The sequence below is a fragment of the Methanococcus voltae genome (assembly GCF_024807655.1).
Taxonomy (GTDB): domain Archaea; phylum AGJL01; class Methanococci; order Methanococcales; family Methanococcaceae; genus Methanococcus; species Methanococcus voltae_D.
The window spans coordinates 92,855-111,632 of record NZ_JANUCR010000001.1 but is presented as its reverse complement, the minus strand read 5'-3'; the positions used below and the strand labels follow the sequence as shown (position 1 = coordinate 111,632).

Below are 18,778 nucleotides of genomic sequence, written 5' to 3'. Positions count from 1 at the left end.
ATTACTTGGAGGTAATCATCACAATGTCTACCTTATTTGTTTATGTTTATTATGTACTATCTACTAACTTTTGTATTGTGAGGTCAAAGTTATTGGATATTATAATAGAACTCTATTATAAAATAATAACTTTTCAAAGATATATTACTTGTGTTATCAATATATATAGTTTTGTATATTTTAGACTAATTTTTTAGATAAGTACTAGTATACTATAATATATTTTATTAAATAGAGCTCTATTATATTAAATCTAAGCTATTTTAAAAGTTAGTTTTTAGATTAGGTTATTTTTAACAATTTTTTTTAATATTGAATCATTCTACGTTTCTTTTTATATATAATTACCTATTTAAAGTAGATATGTTAATTCAATAATTTGATATGTAATATACATTTGTGATATGAATTAACAAACAAATGACAAATAATTTAATATTTAAATACGATATAATAAATAATATGATTAAAATAGATTATTCTAAAATTTATACAATTTATCAATGTTAGTATCATTATTCTTATTATAATTATTATCCTTATTATAATTATTATTCTTATTATTAAGTATTAGTATGGTGTCTATATGATTTCAATATCCGAAATTCATTTAAAAAACTTTAAATCCTTTAAAAACACAAAATTAAAAATTCCTGACGGTTTTACGGCAATATTGGGACCAAATGGTTCGGGAAAATCAAATACGATTGATGGCATTTGTTTTGTTCTTGGGAAAACATCTGCGAAGTCATTAAGGGCAGGAAAATTCAATCAACTTATAACTTACCACAACGGAAAAAGGGCAGATTATGCAGAAGTAACTTTGTTTTTTGACAATAATAACAGGGAAATACCTATAGATTCAGATAAAGTTGGTATATGTAGAAAGGTAAAGCTAAACGGTGATAATAACTATTATGTAGTTTGGTATGAAGACGAAAAACAAAAAAAGAGTCAAAAAACTTCTGAAGAAAAAACTACCAATAAAAAATCTTCAAAAGTAGAAAAAAGACGCAGAATGAAGAAAAATGAAGTATTGGACCTTTTAAGTAAGATATCTTTAATTGCCGATGGTCCAAATATCATATTACAAGGCGATTTACTGAGGATAATCGATACATCACCTTATGAAAGAAGAAAGATACTCGATGAAGTTAGCGGTGTTGCAGAATTCGATGAAAAAGCCGAGAAAGCAAAGAAAGAATTGTCTCAGGCGAGGGAATACATTGAAAAGATAGATATTAGGATAAATGAAGTTCGTGCAAACCTTGAAAAGCTAAAAAAAGAGAAAGAAGATGCTGAAAAATATAAAATATATAATAAAAAACTGAAAGTTGTAAAATATGTATTAACTTCTAAAAAAGTTGAATTTTTAAAAATGGTTTTGGATGAAACAAAAGACGAGATAGAAGCTTTAAAAGAGACTAAAAACTGTTATGTCAAGGATATAAGTAATATTGACGGCGAAATTATCGAATTAAAAGTAAAAATCAATGATTTAGTAAATGAATTAAATGAAAAGGGTAGCGAAGAAGTAATGGAGCTCCATAAATCTATTAAGGAATTAGAAGTAAACCTTAACAATGATAAGAATGCACTTGAAAACGCCGTCGATGACTTAAAACATACTTTAAAAATGGAAGAATCTAAAAATAAAGATTTAGGTGAAACTAAGGAAAAAATAAACGATATAAGAATTGATACATTAAAAAAGGAATCTGAAGCAAAACTTTTGATTAAAGAAATTGAAAAATTAAACGAAGAGAGACAAAATTTAGAGAAAAAAGTAGAACAAAGTGAATCGCAGGTTAAAACTTTAAAGAGTCAGGAAAGTAAGCTTTCAGAACGTATAAATGATACTCAAAAAGAATTATATGGTTTTAAAGATGAATTAAATCAATTAAATAATACCTTAAATACTAAAAATTTTGAATATCAAAAAAACAATGAAACAATTGGAACTTTAACAAATCAAATAGCTGAATTTAGTAATTTAGAAGATACTAAAAAATTATATAAGGAATTAGAAGACATTGCTGTTGAATTAGAATTTTCTAAGAAAAAATTGCAAGAAAATATATGTGAAAGAAACAAAAATCAATCAAAATTGGATAATCTTCATTCTGAATACGTTAAGGAAAATGCGAGAATTAAAGCATTAAAAGATATGGAGAATTTTAGTTTGGATAGGGCTGTTAAGGGCGTGCTTGATGCAAATTTACCCGGAGTAATCAATATAGCAGGTAATTTGGCTAAAACTAAGGGTGAATATAAAACAGCCATCGAAGTTGCGGGCGGTGCAAGATTAAACCACATAGTAGTTAAAAAAATGGATGACGGCTCACGTGCTATTAATTACCTAAAACAAAAACGTTTAGGTAGGGCTACATTTTTACCAATGGACAGAATAAAAGGTATGGATGCAAGAGATATCTCAGACAACGGCATTGTAGGAAAAGCCATTGATTTAGTGGAATTCGATATAAAATATACAAATGTGTTCAAATTTATCTTTGGAAATACTCATATCGTTGACAATTTAGAAAATGCAAAGAAATTATCTTTAAAACATAAAGCAAGATTCGTAACTCTTGAAGGTGAAGTAATTGAGCCGTCTGGTGCAATGGTTGGTGGTAATATACGTAGAAACTCCGCTATTAAAGTAGATATTGATATGACGAAGTTAACAAATCTTTCAGAAGATATAAAAGAGTTAGAACAAACTTTATCAAATGTTAAGGATGAAATAGAGCGTTTAAACAATAAAATCAATACTTACAGCTCAAGAAAGTTAGAATTAGATAATCGTTTAAAAATTGCTCGAGACCAAGAATATAAAAAAGAAGAAATCACAAAATCAAATAATTTAAAAATAAAGGAATTAGAATTATTAAATTCCAAAATAGATGATGAAATTTCTGAATTAACTGATGAAAAAGAAATAATGACTCAAAAAGTTCAATCGCTCGATAATAAGCTTTCTGAAGTAATGGGACAACGTGAAAGAATTGTAAATGAAATAAAATCCTATGAAAATTCAGAATTATCCAAAAGAATTAAAGAAATTGATTACAATATTAGAGAAAATGAAAATAATAAGAATAATTTGGAAAATGAAATTAAAAAAGGTGCCGTGTTGGTAAAAGAAGTTTTAATTCCAAAGATTTCCGAATTAAACTCTAATATAAAGTCCCTTGCAGATAAAAAGAGTATGTTTAAAAATAATGTGGAAATTTACAAATCAAATATTGAATCAAATTCAAGTATTTTAACTGAAAAAAGGGAGAAATACGAAGAATTAACTAAAGGTTTAAAGGATTTGACTGATAAAAAAGAGTGTTATGAAATAGAAATCGAAAATCTCCAAGATAACAAGGAAGAATTAAGAGAAAAATCTGCCGAGATAGATAACCAAGTAAATGTGATAAATGTAGATAGAGCAAAGTATGAGACAAGACTTGAGGAAGAAGAAAGAAAGCTTTATTTATGTGATACTCTTGAAAATATAGAAGACATAACTGACGAAATGATAGAAGAAACGTATTCTATAGAAATAGATGAATTAGAGAGAAGTCAAGGACTTTTGGAAAATAATATTAAAAAACTTGAACCTGTAAATATGCGTGCTATAGAAGATTATGACTTTATAAACGAACGTTATGAAGAGTTATTTGGTAAAAGAAAAGAATATGAACAAGAAGAGCAGAAATATCTACAGCTAATCGCTGAAGTCCAAAAAAGAAAGAAAGAAACGTTTATGGCAACATATGTAAAAGTTGCTGAATATTACGGACAAATATATGGTGAAATTGGAGGTAATGGTAAATTATCCCTTGAAAATGAGGAAGACCCATTTTCGGGAGGTCTTTTAATCGATGCTTCACCTATGAATAAGCAATTACAAAATTTAGATGTAATGAGCGGTGGGGAAAAATCATTGACTGCTTTAGCCTTCTTATTTGCCATTCAACGATTGAATCCGTCTCCATTCTACGTTTTAGATGAGGTAGATGCTGCATTAGATACTAAAAATGCAAGTTTAATCGGCGATATGATAAGTAATGCGTCCAAAGAATCCCAATTTATCGTTATATCCCATAGGGAACAAATGATAAGTAAATCAAACGTTATGTATGGTGTTTGTATGGAAAATGGGCTTAGCAAAATAGTTTCAGTTAAATTATAAAATAATTATAAAATAATTACAAAAAAATATAATTATTATGTATTAAATTTGACTAAATTAGGGATAATCCCACATTCTTATTTTATTTTTCTTCGAATTTTCTTCAATTTTTAAAAATTTTTCTTTTAATTCAAAGTCTGAAATATAAACACGTGCATAACCATTATGCAATAATTCTTCGTTAAAATTGACATATCTCCCATCGTTTTCCAAAAATATATAAACCAAATATCTCCCATATTTGCCTTTTTTATCGCTTTTTTTGTCAAATATCAAATATACAGTTTTATTTGTTAATTCATCAATCGTATAATTTTTAGCATAATTTCCCCAGAGTTTTAAATATGTCAAATTTGAGATAAAAATACCGTTATAAGTTATATATTCGTCAGGATAATTATTTCCATACGTTTCAGGGGTATCAACGCCTAAAAGCCTTAGTTTTATAACTGATTTATTGTATTGTTCTTTACTTTTTGAATCAAAATCCCAAGGGTCTATTAAATAACTGTTAGAATCATTTAAAATTACATCTACGTAAACGGTATCTCCATCTACTATTTTATCAACTTTTGCAAGTATTTTCTCGTGAGAATTAAAAAATTCGGTATTATTCATTTCATTTGGATTTTTCTCCAAAGAAAACGCTATACAACCAGAAAATGATAAAACAGAAGCCAAAATAATCATTATAATTGTGTAAAAAATGCAATTTCCAAAGTTTAATTTGTTTGAATCATCTTTCATAAAATCACAAAAAAAGAAAATTTAATTTTTTTATTTTTTATTTTTAATATTTATATTTTTAATATTTATATTTTTAATATTTATTATATTATTATATTATTATATCTATATATTAGCTGTTATTTACCCCTTAACAACCCCTAATGGTTTTAATCTACTTACTTTAAGTGCAATACCTGAATTATCGCATACATTTGCCACTGCTTCAATATCCTTATATGCTTCAGGGCATTCTTCAGCAATAACACCTTTAGAATCCGCCATTACTAAAATACCCTCTTTTTCTAATCTTTCCTGAACTTCTGAGCTCTTGTACATTTGGAGAGCTTTAACCCTACTTAAAGTCCTACCTGCACCGTGAGCAGTTGAGCCGAATGTTTTTTCCATTGCTAATTCAGTACCACTTAATAAGTATGATGCTGTACCCATATCTCCCGGAATAATAACTGGTTGACCAACAGGTCTGTAAATTTCTGGTATTTCACTATGATTAGGTCCAAAAGCTCTTGTAGCTCCTTTTCTGTGCACTATTACAGATTTTTCTTTCCCATCAACGATATGCGTTTCTTTTTTAGCAATGTTGTGAGCAACATCGTAAACTATTTCCATACCCATATTTTCATACGAGTTCTTAAATACTTTTTCAAAGGCTTCACGTACCCAATGGGTAATTAATTGTCTGTTTGCCCACGCATAATTAGCACCGCAAGACATAGCTTTAAAATACGCTTCACCTTCCTCAGAATTAATCGGAGCACAAGCTAATTGTCTATCTGGAATCTTTATATTGTATTTTTTAGTGGCATTTTCCATTCTTCTTAAATAATCTGCACATATCTGATGACCAAGACCTCTGGAGCCAGTATGCACCATAATCATAAGTTGGTCTTTTTCAACGCCGTATACCTTAGCAGTTTCCTCGTTAAAGATTTCATCTACATACTGAATCTCTAAAAAGTGATTTCCACTACCTAATGAGCCAAGTTGTGGTTTTCCTCTTTTTTTAGCACTTTCTGAAACGAAACTCGCATCTGCTTCTTTCATTCTACCGTTTTCTTCAATTCTTTCAAGGTCTTTTTTTGTACCATAACCTTCTTTAATTGCCCATTCGACACCTTCTTCTAACACTGTGTCAATCTGATTATTATCAAGCCTGATTTTACCTTTACTACCTAATCCTGATGGTACATTTGTAAATATTTCATTTAAAAGTTCTTTTAACTTTGTTTTGTCTTCTACATCTTTTTTGGATAAGTTAGTTTTTATTAATCTCACACCGCAATTAATATCAAAACCAACGCCTCCGGGACTTATAACCCCGTATCGCTCATCAAAAGCAGCAACGCCACCAATACAAAAGCCATAACCATAATGACAGTCTGGCATTGCTAATGAATATTTTTGTATACCTGGAAGACAAGCAACATTCGCAATTTGTTCGAATACGTCTTTTTGAAGCCCTTCGTATAATTCATCGTTTAAATATATGTTTCCTTTTACTTTCATTCCTTGTTTGTAAGTTTCAGGTAATTCCCATACATTTTCATTAATTTTTTTTAGTTCCATTTTATCAACCTTATAATATGATTGTCTTATTTTTAAGTATATACGATTAAATATGTTATAAAGATATCTATTAGTTTATTAGTTTATTTATTCATATGTTATTTTATAATTATATATCCATATCAAATAAAAAATTAAATTAATAATACTAATACTAATACTAATACTAAAACTAATAATAATAATAATAATAATAATATAATTAAAAAAATAAAATAAAATAAAATAGAAAAACAGAAATGAAAATTTATAAAATTATAATTCGTGTGTTAAAGTCCCGTAAACACCGTATATTGTATAGAAGATAAGGCATAATACTAACGGAATAGGTTGTCCAAGCACTCCGATTAATATTGCCAACGAAAACGCTACTAAGTAAGCCTTTCGAGGATACTTTGGATACCTTATATCGCATATCATCAGTAATCCGGCTATTAAATACACGAATAAAACCACATAACCTAATACTCCCGTAATAGCTCCATTGTATATTAATGAAGCGTGTAATATTGAACAAACAAATAACGCCCCTGCAGGTATTGGAAGACCAATAAAGCCTTTTACGTCCAAAACACCAAATCTTGCTAATCTTAAGGCACCACAGCATATAAATACTGAAGCTAACAATGCGCCCCACATATTCAATCCAGGGGATAATATGCCAATATTTGCATATAATAAATATGCTGGAGCTACCCCAAAGCTTACAACATCACAAATACTATCCAATTCTGCCCCAAAATCAGAAACAGTATTCGTTTTTCTTGCAACCATTCCATCTAACGCATCAAAGACAACTGCAACATATACAAATGCAAAATCATTTAATAATATCGCCATAAGTCCCAAAACGATATTTATTAATGTTACGTAATCAGAAATTGTTATAATTTCCCTAATTTTAAACATTTTATCACAATACAAATTTTTAAGTTATTATTATTATTATTATTATTATTATTTGGTTATTAGTTATTAGTTATTATTTAATTATCATATTATTTAATTACATTTAATTACAACCTAATTTAATATCTCATATTTTTTAAATATTATACGTTATTATACGTTATTATACTTTATTATACTTTATTATACTTTATAATTTACTAAGCTTTGTATATCGTATTTTTTTAATTTTTTTCTGCCTTCAAGCTCAGTTAATTCAATAACAAAGTTTAAACAAGCCACTTCACCACCAACTTTTTCCATAAGTCGACTGGTAGCGAGTGCAGTACCTCCAGTAGCTAATAAATCATCAACAATTGCAACTCTCTGACCTTTTTGGATTCCATCGATATGAACTTCTAATTTATCCGTACCATACTCTAAATCGTAATCGATATTATGAGTTTTGAATGGTAATTTTCCTAATTTCCTAACTGGGATAAAACCTAAATCTAATTTATGTGCAATAGGAACCCCGAATAAAAAACCACGAGCTTCAGGTCCTACAATTACATCAACTTTTTTGTCTTCAATATAGTCAGACATTTCTTTGATTGTGTATTTCAAAGCTTTTGGATTTTTCAAAATAGTAGTAACGTCTTTAAAACTAACTCCTTTTTTTGGAAAATCTTCAATAATCCTTATCTCGTTTTTTAAGTTTATGGTCTTATTCATAATATCACTCGATTACACTTTGAATTGTACAATTGTAATAAATTAATTCCATATTTGTTATTTGTTTATGAGGTTATATTGTTGCTTATTTTTAATTACAATACTATCTATTATAAAATGATTTGGATAATATTGTCTAACATAATACTAAAATACAAATAGAATGGTGAGATATATCTTTATATCATTAATAAATCTTTTTAAATGAATCAGATATATTAATTTATATAAATTTTGTATTCTGTCAAATTTACATTTGTAATTAATATATAATACCACATATAATATTATAATATTATAATACTATTTAGACTACAATAATAAAATATAAAATATAAAAAAATATAAAAAAATAAAATAATAAAATTAATACTGTTTATTAGTAATATAGACTTAATTAAATTTATTATTTAGTTATGGTTCAATATTTGATTATTAATTATTTAAGTATTTATAAATTTACGCATAACCTTTCATATTTATTATATTCAAGGGGTAATATGAGTTCAGAATCTTTAAAATCTACAAAAAACAGCAATAATGACGATATTAAACTTGTAAATGTTCAGAGTCATAACGAAAAAGAAGTCGAAAATACCAAAGAAAATACCAAAGAATATACCAAAGAATATACCAAAGAATATACCAATGACAATAATAAAGGCACTAAAAACGAAAAAGCATACTGGGACTCATTAAGAAACAATGATTTAAGCTACAACAATGAAGATAAGAAATATTTGATACTTGTTGTAGATATGGATGATGATGTAGGACGTAAAGCACATATTTCAAGCCCTATTTTGGGTAGAAATGAAAACATATCTGCAGCTGTAAAATTAGGTTTATCAGACCCAGGTGATAGCGATGTTAATTCAATACTTGGGGGAGTGAAGCATTACGATTCCCTTAAACGGGAAAATAAAGATGTGGAATTAGCTACAATCACCGGTGCAAAAGATGTAAATTCTGAAGAATGTGCAATACGAATAAAAGAACAATTGGACTTTTTAATATACCTGTATGAGCCAGATTTTATATATATTGTATCTGATGGAAAAGAAGACGAAACTATATTGAAATATTTGGAATTAAAAGATATTTTTGTTTGGAAAAAAAGAATTGTAATAAAGCAAAATGAATCTTTGGAATCTACTTATTATTTAATACAAGAATTCATTAATAAAACAATGTCAAGATATATACCACTTATATTTATTTCAATAGGTTTTGTATTGATACTTTATGCAATGTTCCAAGATTTAGGCTGGAGAATAATATCCGGGCTTTTAGGTATTTATGTTTTATCGGAGGGGGCTGGTTTAACTGAAAATATAAAATCCAAAATTATGGAAAGTAAGGAAGGTTTGCAAGTTGGTAAGATATCACCTGCGGGAGGGATAATTTCCCTTTTAATAATTGTTGTGGGCGGTATTTACGCATACCGAGTTTCTGAAGACCCAGAATGGGTATTATTCGTAGGTAAATTCTTAATGAATATTGCTAATCCAATGGCTTTATCTATTGCAATATTAATATGTGTACACTTCATAGATGATTTAATACATACAAAAAAGAATATATTGAGTCTTTTAAAGGCTTTATTCTTCCAAATAATAACCTTATTAATGGTTTGGCAATTGTTAGTTGTATTTTCAACTTATTTGGTGGGTTCCGGCTCATTTAATGAAATAATTGTTCATATTGTAGTATATATTGCAATATTAATTATATTGTCTGCAGTATTATTCTATAATTCTAAAAATAATCGGAAATTTGAAAAAAAGTAATTTATAGATTTAATTTAAGTATTTAATATACTATATTTTTTTATTATATTATACCCTATTATTACTATTATTACTATTATTATTACTATTATTTTTTAGAATTTCTTAATGAATTTAATGATTTCCTAATTTCTGCTAAATCTTTAGTAGTTTTTGAGGACGTTTTAGTTTGAGTTTTGCTACTGGATGAGGTTTTCGAAGTATTAGTCGTTGAATATTTGAGTCTACGTTCTTCTCGTAATTTTTCAGAATTTTTTTCAGAGTCTTTTTTAGTAGAATATACTCTTTCTCGCAATGTTTTTTCCTTTACTGTCTTTTCTGCCAAATTTCTTTCTTTTAAAGATTTTGAACTGGAAGTTAAAGTTTTTGATAAACTTGTCCTTTTAGTTTCTGTTTTAGATTTCAAAGTACTTGTATTACTACTTTCACTCAACTTTGTTTTGCGAGATTCCAAGGTACTCCCATATTTAGACGATAAAGTTCTTTTTTTGTCATCAGTTTTTGCACTGGATTTTAAGGAATATTTTGATTTCAAAGCTTCTCTCTCTTGCCCTGGTTTATCCAACGATTTAGTGCCTGTTTTAATATTTGACTTACTCGTTGAACTTAAGTTTGTTGCATAATCTTTATTTTTCAACTTAGATGCCCTAACTTTCGAGCGTTCATTTACTTTAACTTTATTAATATCGGGTTCTGAACTACGACGATTTTCCGATATAGGTATACTTTTGTTTTTACCCACTATTTTTTGATATATTCTTTCCCTGTGGTTATATGGGATAAACATTTCTCGAGGTTCGCCGTGCAACATTTCAGTTCTACCCAATATTAAATAGCCCCCATCTGAAAGACCATCATAATATTTTTTAAACAATATTTCTTGAATTTCTTTTCCAAAGTATATAATAACGTTTCTACAAAGTATAAAATCCATTTCATAAATAGGGGGTTCTTTAATTAAGTCGTGATTTTTAAATGAAACCATTCTTTTAATTTCATTCGATATTTGATATTGATTTCTGTCTATTTTAGTAAAATATTTGTTAAGTGTACCTTCATCCATATTCTTAAATTGTTTATCGATATATATTCCTTTTTGGGCTTTTTTAACAATTTCTTTATCTAAATCCGTTGCATTAATTACTATTCTGAAAAATTTTCGAGAGTGCTGTTCACAAAGCTCCTTTAGCATTATGGCTAATCCATAAGGCTCTTCACCCGAAGAACAACCTGCACTCCATATTTTTATGGATTTTACACGAGGGTCTTTTATTTTTTCTTCAAATATTTTCTTAATTTCTCGATATACGGTAATGTCTCTCCAAAATTCAGTTACATTCACAGTTAATGTATTTTCCAATTTTTCATATTCGTCAGGTGTTTTATGTAGTAATTCCAAATATTCCCTGTAATCTTTACATCTATTAAGTCTCATACGAACTGAAACCCTTCGAGCAATATAGGAGTCTTTATATTGGTCAATATCTATTTTTAACTCGGATTTTATTAATCCTTTAATTTTATCGAAATATATATCGCTCATAAAATCACCGGCGGTATAACGGCCTAAAATTTAATAATTGTGGATTAAATATCGTTTATTAAACTTATATCTTATATTTTAAATTTATATCAAAATATTAGAGATAGATATGTAGTTAATACTATATATTACCTTATATTGGGTACAATTCAATAATATTATTTTAATTAATTATGGTTAAAAGTAGTATTTATCGGGTATTCGGATTATTTTTGAATTATTTAAAAAATTAATATGTGATGATTAAGTTATTGGTTATATAACTTATCTAAATTATTAATGGTTTCAGGATTTATCATAATTAGAATATTACAATTTAATGGGAATCTACCAACAACTTCTATTTTTGTGTCGAATACCAATGCATATTCCACATTTCTTTCCATTAACTCAATAACCAATGATTCTACAACGTTAAAGCCTGCATCTTTTGCAAATTTCGGGGTTGTGATATTTATTTCACCATTAAGTTCATTTGCAAAGACATTTAAAAATGCGGCCAAAACGATATTTGCAACTTCGTTTATTACAGAACTTTCCATTTCTTTATAATCTGGCATATCTGTTTTATTTGTTAAGCTATCCCATATTAAATCCAACAATAATAGCTTTTCAAGCTTTACAGCATCCACTTCTGGTAATATTAACATTGAATTACCTGTTAATATCCCATCAAAATCTATTTTGGTTATTTTACAGTAGTCTTCGCTAAATTGCTCAGGTAATCGTTCTAATGGTACAAAACGAGTACCTAAAAAACTTACATCCGTACTTTGTCCAGTTAAGCCGGTGAATGAATCACCAACATTTTCCGCAGCTTCTTGACCTATTTCCGTGATTTTTTTAATGGCATCTATTACACCCATATTATCACCACGATTAGTTTATAATTTGTAAATTCCATATGATTTTAAGAATTATGATATATTTATTTAATATTATATTATTTATTTAATCATATCCTACTAATAATAATAGTAATAATAGTAATAATAATAGTAATAATAATAGTAATAATAATAATAATAATAATAATAATAATAATAATAATTATACCATAAAATATACTTTGAATTTAGTATTTAGCTTTAATTTTAATTTTGGGCTTATATTATCAGTATTTTGTAGAGTATATTTTAAATAATATGAATATTTTTATATGACTTATTCTAATTTTTCAGATAATTTGGCGGTAGATTCGGGGTTCATCGCCATAAATACCTCAAAACTTGAATCGATACCCTTGGAAACTAATTCACTCTCAAAGGTAAATATTAAATCATCTTTACCGATATTGTGATTTTCAAGAGCTTCATTTAAAAAACTGACTGTATCATTTAAACAATATTCTGGGGGGGTCATAGATAAAGAAGTTTCCATATAGTTTGCAAAAGTATCTACAAACGCAGAAACTAATAAATTACAAGTTTCATTTATTGCAGATATCTTTAATTCGCTTAATACATCTACTTCGGGGTCTTCCATAAACATGCCTTTTAGCATAGAATCGCCCATTTTAATAGCATCTGGTTCTGTGAATATTAAGACACCCATACCAGATAACATTCCGTTAAAATCAATTTTTGTAAATACTTTTTTATCTTCCGGGGTTTCAGATAGTAGTTTGTTTAATGAAGTTAATTTTATTTTGAAAACATTAACATCTACCTCATCACCACTCATATCCATTACAAAACTTGCAGCTCTGGTAGCAGCTGCTTTTCCTATAGTCTCCAATGATGAAAAATCTTTGATAGGACCACCTTTTTTAGGATTTTCTAAATCAATAATTATTTCTCCATCAAGTTCTTCTTCAATTATGGCTTTCAATAGTTCTAACCATTGTTCTTTTGAGAACATAATATAAACACCCAAGTATGGCAAAAATTATCCCGTATATATTATATTTTTAATATCAAAAGCAATCTTTATCCTCATGCCACTTATTAATTAAATATAAAACTGGTTAATAATTCCATATTTTAGTATTTTAATAATTTATTTTATTATATTTTATTATATTTTATTTTTAATATTTTGGTATATTTGTAATAATATTATTGTAATCCTAAATTGAAATAATGATTATTTAACCTAAATAATATATCATTATTTAACTGTTTACTATCGTCCTAAAAGTGCTTTATAACACAAATACTCAATTAAACAATTAAAAATTAGAATTTATAATAATTTATAAATTGTATTTTGTATTTCACATAATTATCTATAGAAATTTTAATAATAAATTATTAGGGGAATAATTTATTAAACTGTTCGAGGATTTTAGGTGCTTGGAATGGTTTAACGATGTATCCATCTGCACCTGCATTAACAGCTTCAATCATTTTTTGTTCTTGGTCTACTGATGTACACATTACAACTTTTATACCTGGGAACTTTTCTTTTATTTCTTTTGTAGCTTGAATACCATCTTTTTCAGGCATAACGATATCCATACTTATTAAATCAGGAGATAATTCTTCAGCTTTCTTTAATGCATCATTGCCATTTTCAGCTTCTCCTACGACAACGTATTTATTTGTGGTGGATAATATTCTTTTTAAAATGTTTCTCATAAATGCTGAGTCATCAACGACTAATGTTTTTACAATGGTTGACATGTGTTTTCACCTCAATCCGACAGACATAATCATATAATAGATATGTTTACTTCATAGTATTTTAATTTTTTATGTAGGTAATTTATGAATTTTACAAAAGTATTTTTAATACTCATAAATTTCATAAAATAGTATGGTTAATTGATATATTCGAGTGTTTTATTTTTACTTTGTTTCAATTTTTTCATTTTATTGATATGTAATAATCATTAAAGTTTCTTAAATGAATATGCTTTTATTTTATATTAATATATTGATTGTAATTTTCATCATAATTATAGTGGGGTATATTTTATAAATATTTAATAAAAATTGAATAAAATTCTTTGATATTTCTAACTTATATTAGTATATTAAAATAGACCGATATTGAAAAACAAAGTTAATTTCAAAGTTAATTTTATAGTACTTGTATTTATATTTTAAAAAATAAGCTAAAAATAAAATTAATTATTTTTAGAAGTTTGTAATAATATAATTTGTGACAGCCCTACCAGTTTCCGTTAAGTCTGTCTCTTTTCTAATTCTTATTAAGTCTAAAAATCCTTTATCGATTAAACTTTCAAGAACTTTTTCCACTTCGTCAACTTCCAAACCCATCATCGATGGCAATTCTAATGAGTCAATACCTGTGTATACCGCAGTCAATATTTCTTGCTCTTCAGGGGTTAATTTTTCAACTTCACCTTTTAATTTTTCACCACTCCAGTTTTCCGCAGAAGATTGCGATACAAGCTCTTCTGACGATTTAGGGAGTAATTTTTCAACGGTCTTATGGTATTTTGTTAATATGGATATATACCTTAATACGTACAATATCTTGGTATCGTCCAAATAAAGGTATGAATTAACAGTTTCTTTTCCTTTCAACTGTTTAATTTCAATCACATCTTTTTCTTCTTCATTAACCATCTTTTTTTCAACTGAAACAGATTCTATATTAGAGAATAGGTCATAAACTTTTGGTTTACCTATGTTTTGAACTGCAATCGCTAAAACTAAGTCATCTATCACTGTGACTCCTTTTCTAATTGGTTTTTTAGCAAATACTAAATTACCATCATCCCATTGAACTTCCGGGTTTACAGAACCGCCAACAATACGAGCATATTGTATTTTTATGTTCTTTTTGTACAATAATTCTTGGAAAAGACTTTTTAAGAACTTGTCAATTGTGGTTCTACCATATATTGACGTTTCTGGTGCAAATCCTATGCTCTGTGCTTCTTCGTCAGGTAATTTGAATGTAATTGAACCATAATCTGCAATATCATCTAATGAATTCTTGGCGATTTCGATGATTTTTCGAGGTAATTTTATACCAATATCTTCTACCTGTTCTAAATCTACCTCTATAGTATTTCCTTCAAGCTCAAATCTGAGGCCATCGTTGTAGAGGTATATTTTTATTTTTTTCCATTTGGTGAAAGGGTCTCTTAATGTGTATGTATTTACTAAGATACCTTTACCTTCAAAAGTTGCTATAACTTTGGATTTGCTCATAATCACACACCTATAATTTAATACATATTCATTATTTGATTTAATAAATATATAATATAATTATGTTAAGTCGAATATATATAGTCATAATATATTTGGAATTCTTTATATATAATTCTTTATATTTCCATTTTGAAATCAATAACAAATAATAACAATGAGTAATTAACTAATGTATGGATAATTAATAGCTAATTAATCAATAGATAATAATTAAAAAAATATTCAATAAATAATAAAATAATATATTAAAAAAGAATAATAAAATAATAATAAAATAATAAAAAGAGTTGTTAATATGTCTGAATTTGGGACTGGAAATGATAATACCAATAATACTAATAATACTAATAATAATACTAATAATAATAATAATAATAATAAAAATTCAAATAATGACTTAATTACAATAGCTACAGTAGAATGTTTTACTTTGGGAAAAATAGGCATATATATCCACAAAATAGCAAGTAAATATCCCGAGTTAGATTATTTTCTGAATAAAAACCCTGAATACATAATTTTGCATAGTTCAAAAGTTTTAACAGCTATGTTTATGCCTTCAAAAGAAATTGCTGAAACTTTTTTAAACATAGCACTTCCGAATTCTGATTATGATTATAATTATTCAAAAGCATACTCTCAGGAAAATGATGAATTAGTGGCTGAATTGATGGCAAAAGGACTAAAAAACATTACAAAATGTAATATTGCCATAGGTACGACTGCAGGTATTGGGAAAGGAGCAATATGTATAATCACGGATAAAAAAGTTTATAATTTTACATCGGACGTTGAAGCAGATTTATTAACTAAACAAAATGTCTCAGAACGTCAAAAAAATGCTATTGAAAAAACAATTAAAAAAATTTTAGATATTTTAAAAGAAGAATATAATTGTGAATAATACTAATAATACTAATAATACTAATAATAGTAATAATAATAATAATACCTAAATTAATTATCTTAAATTAAAAAAATAAAATTGTATGTATTTATTTACATTTAATTATTTATTATACTATTTTAAACTTTGAAAACATTTATATCTTCGTGAACACCTTCAATAAATCCTGTAATTTCTTCACTGGATTCATCTAAGTTTTGAACAAATGCGTCTAACTGTTCTGCAGAAGCAGTAACTTCCTCAGCAGTAGCTGCAAATTCTTCAGAAATTGATGCGATATCTTGAACGTTTTTAAGTGCGTCATTGGTATTGTCCACAGCAATTTTAGCACCGTCTTTAATGTCATTAATCTGATTCACTGTTTTATCAATACTTTCTTTAATTTTCATGAAAGCACCGTTAACTTCGTCAATAGCGATTACCCCATTATCAACTTGTGATTTACCTGCGGAACTTAATTCAATGGTTGATTGAACTTTTTTATTGATGCCAACAATTGTATTGTTGATATCTTCTACAGATTTTTTAATTTCTTCAGCTAATCCTTTAATTTCACTTGCTACAACTGCGAAACCTTTTCCAGCTTCTCCAGCTCTTGCCGCTTCAATACTTGCATTAAGTGCTAAAAGACCGGTTTGTTCAGCAATATCTTTAATTAAAACGGTAACTTCGTTAATTTTCTTGCTTTCTTCACCAAGTTCTTCAATAGATTTACTTAATTCATCAATAACGTTTGTAATTTGTTGCATTGTGTCAACGGCATTCTCTATTTTATCAACACCAACTTCGGAGTTTTCCTCAACTTCCATAGCAGATTGATGACCATCTTCAGCAGTATGGTATACCCCTTTTGCTACATCATTAGCTTTTTCAACTAACTCAGTAACTTCCTGTAATTTTGTTGACTGGTCTGCAGCAGCCATAGCAACCTGAGAAGCAGCATCAGTAATCTGTTCTGAGGATAATTTTGCTTTAGCAATGTCTTCAGCCATCGAATGAGCGTTATTTTCTAAAGTTTCAATATTTTCTTTTAATCTTTTTATCAATTCAGATACTTTACTAATAGCTAAGTTTAAATTTTTTTGGAATTTGTTGTTTTTACCACTTTCATCGGCTCTGATTGAGAAATCCCCCTGACCCAAAGCTTCAGTAACTTGACCAATATTCTCAAATAAGCTTTTAATACCTAATTTAAACTCTCCGAAAGTTTTTAAATCTTTTTTAGTTTTATTTAATGCTTTAGTAAGTTCTTCTTTTTCTTCAGGAGTTTTATATTTTAAATCTCCCCCTAAATTTTCAGATAACAATTTTAACAATTCTTCATCGCTATTAGAACTATTAAGTGATATTTTACCCATTATAAATCCAACAGCTAATGATAAAATTAATCCCACTCCTAAGTATAACATATTAGTTCCGAAAGTTGTAGGATTTGCAAGATAACTTATTACAAAGAATAAAATTGCAACAACAATGGAATTTATTAACATATTTAACATTATTTTATTCATAATAACACCTTTTGTATTTAAACACGCCAATCATGATATAATAAATATGATTAGTATATAGCTATAATATTCATTTTATTAGTTATATAAATATTTAGCTTTTTAGATTCCTTAATTGTTTTTGGGATATTTAATTTTATGAAATATTAACACCAATTTTTATAATTAACTGTTATGGTAAATTTTTATATAATTCTAATTTAAAGATTTATAATATTTTATAATATTTTATACTATTTCACAGATTTTTATAATATTTTTATAATATTTTATACTATTTCACAGATTTTTATAATATTTTATAATATTTTTATATCATTTTTATTCCTTATCTTAACTTCTCCATCTTTTAAGTTAAAATAAACGGTTCTGCCATTGGTTCCCCCCACATCTTCAGCAAATGTTCGTATTCCTACTTTTCTAAGTTCCGATTTACAAGAATCGATATTTCTCTTTCCTATATCCATTGTTTGGGAATTACAATCGAACATGGCTGCGCCACCCACCAATTTGGCAATTATTTTATTTTTACGGGCTCCCAGTTTTACCATGTCATTCAAAAGTATAGAAACTGCGGTATCCGCATATTTTCCAGGATTTCTGTGAGCCATTGAATTAGATTTTGGCAACATAACGTGCGCCATTCCCCCTATTTTTTTACCCCTATCGTATAATATTATTGCAACACAAGAACCTAACAGAGTTTCCATGGTTTCTAACCCTTTAGAAACTTCATAACCGCCCATTTTAACTTTTAAAACCATGATATCTTACC

14 protein-coding genes are annotated in these 18,778 nt (G+C 27.5%); 3 read left to right on the top strand and 11 right to left on the bottom strand.

Features of this window, described 5'->3' with window-relative positions; genetic code table 11:
- Positions 1 to 586: 586 nt before the first annotated feature.
- Positions 587 to 4,186 (top strand): chromosome segregation protein SMC, encoded by a 3,600-nt coding sequence (gene smc, locus J3E06_RS00460; protein WP_013180348.1) that lies wholly within the window; start codon positions 587 to 589, stop codon positions 4,184 to 4,186.
- Positions 4,187 to 4,243: 57 nt separating this feature from the next.
- Here the strand turns inward: smc and J3E06_RS00455 are convergent, their stop codons facing one another.
- The 4 genes from J3E06_RS00455 to J3E06_RS00440 form a co-directional block, all read right to left on the bottom strand.
- On the bottom strand, positions 4,244 to 4,933 hold the full coding sequence (locus J3E06_RS00455) for a thermonuclease family protein (RefSeq protein ID WP_013180347.1): 690 nt from the start codon (positions 4,931 to 4,933) through the stop codon (positions 4,244 to 4,246).
- A gap of 123 nt (positions 4,934 to 5,056) precedes the next feature.
- Positions 5,057 to 6,499, bottom strand: a complete 1,443-nt coding sequence (locus tag J3E06_RS00450; protein ID WP_013180346.1) for an RtcB family protein — start codon at positions 6,497 to 6,499, stop codon at positions 5,057 to 5,059.
- Positions 6,500 to 6,754: 255 nt separating this feature from the next.
- On the bottom strand, positions 6,755 to 7,408 hold the full coding sequence (gene pssA, locus J3E06_RS00445; protein WP_013180345.1) for a CDP-diacylglycerol--serine O-phosphatidyltransferase: 654 nt from the start codon (positions 7,406 to 7,408) through the stop codon (positions 6,755 to 6,757).
- A 183-nt stretch (positions 7,409 to 7,591) separates the two neighbouring features.
- The gene (locus J3E06_RS00440) at positions 7,592 to 8,110 is read right to left on the bottom strand and encodes an adenine phosphoribosyltransferase (protein WP_048187506.1); all 519 of its coding nucleotides are present in this window, start codon (positions 8,108 to 8,110) and stop codon (positions 7,592 to 7,594) included.
- A 512-nt stretch (positions 8,111 to 8,622) separates the two neighbouring features.
- Here J3E06_RS00440 and J3E06_RS00435 point away from each other — a divergent pair.
- Positions 8,623 to 9,912: a DUF373 family protein gene (locus J3E06_RS00435; protein ID WP_013180343.1), complete on the top strand. Its 1,290-nt coding sequence runs from the start codon at positions 8,623 to 8,625 to the stop codon at positions 9,910 to 9,912.
- Positions 9,913 to 10,000: 88 nt separating this feature from the next.
- Here J3E06_RS00435 and J3E06_RS08500 read toward each other — a convergent pair whose 3' ends face one another.
- From J3E06_RS08500 to J3E06_RS00410, 5 genes are all read right to left on the bottom strand, one after another.
- A complete protein-coding gene (locus tag J3E06_RS08500; RefSeq protein WP_013180342.1) occupies positions 10,001 to 11,455 on the bottom strand; it encodes a CheR family methyltransferase in 1,455 nt (484 codons plus the stop codon).
- A 248-nt stretch (positions 11,456 to 11,703) separates the two neighbouring features.
- Entirely contained in the window at positions 11,704 to 12,321 is a 618-nt protein-coding gene (locus J3E06_RS00425; RefSeq protein ID WP_013180341.1) for a chemotaxis protein CheC, read from the bottom strand.
- A gap of 298 nt (positions 12,322 to 12,619) precedes the next feature.
- Positions 12,620 to 13,315 carry a chemotaxis protein CheC gene (locus J3E06_RS00420; RefSeq protein WP_259163270.1) on the bottom strand — a complete coding sequence of 232 codons (696 nt, stop codon included), beginning with the start codon at positions 13,313 to 13,315 and terminating at the stop codon, positions 12,620 to 12,622.
- Positions 13,316 to 13,707: 392 nt separating this feature from the next.
- Complete coding sequence (locus J3E06_RS00415) at positions 13,708 to 14,079, bottom strand: response regulator (protein WP_013180339.1); 372 nt, start codon at positions 14,077 to 14,079, stop codon at positions 13,708 to 13,710.
- Positions 14,080 to 14,535: 456 nt separating this feature from the next.
- A complete protein-coding gene (locus tag J3E06_RS00410; RefSeq protein WP_013180338.1) occupies positions 14,536 to 15,582 on the bottom strand; it encodes a CheF family chemotaxis protein in 1,047 nt (348 codons plus the stop codon).
- A 298-nt stretch (positions 15,583 to 15,880) separates the two neighbouring features.
- Here J3E06_RS00410 and J3E06_RS00405 point away from each other — a divergent pair, with 298 nt between their 5' ends.
- Positions 15,881 to 16,489, top strand: a complete 609-nt coding sequence (locus J3E06_RS00405; RefSeq protein ID WP_013180337.1) for a UPF0254 family protein — start codon at positions 15,881 to 15,883, stop codon at positions 16,487 to 16,489.
- A gap of 122 nt (positions 16,490 to 16,611) precedes the next feature.
- Here the strand turns inward: J3E06_RS00405 and J3E06_RS00400 are convergent, their stop codons facing one another.
- Positions 16,612 to 18,003, bottom strand: coding sequence for a methyl-accepting chemotaxis protein (locus J3E06_RS00400; protein WP_013180336.1), 1,392 nt, complete (start codon positions 18,001 to 18,003; stop codon positions 16,612 to 16,614).
- 299 nt (positions 18,004 to 18,302) lie between these two features.
- Positions 18,303 to 18,767: a chemotaxis protein CheD gene (locus J3E06_RS00395; protein WP_013180335.1), complete on the bottom strand. Its 465-nt coding sequence runs from the start codon at positions 18,765 to 18,767 to the stop codon at positions 18,303 to 18,305.
- Positions 18,768 to 18,778 lie beyond the last annotated feature (11 nt).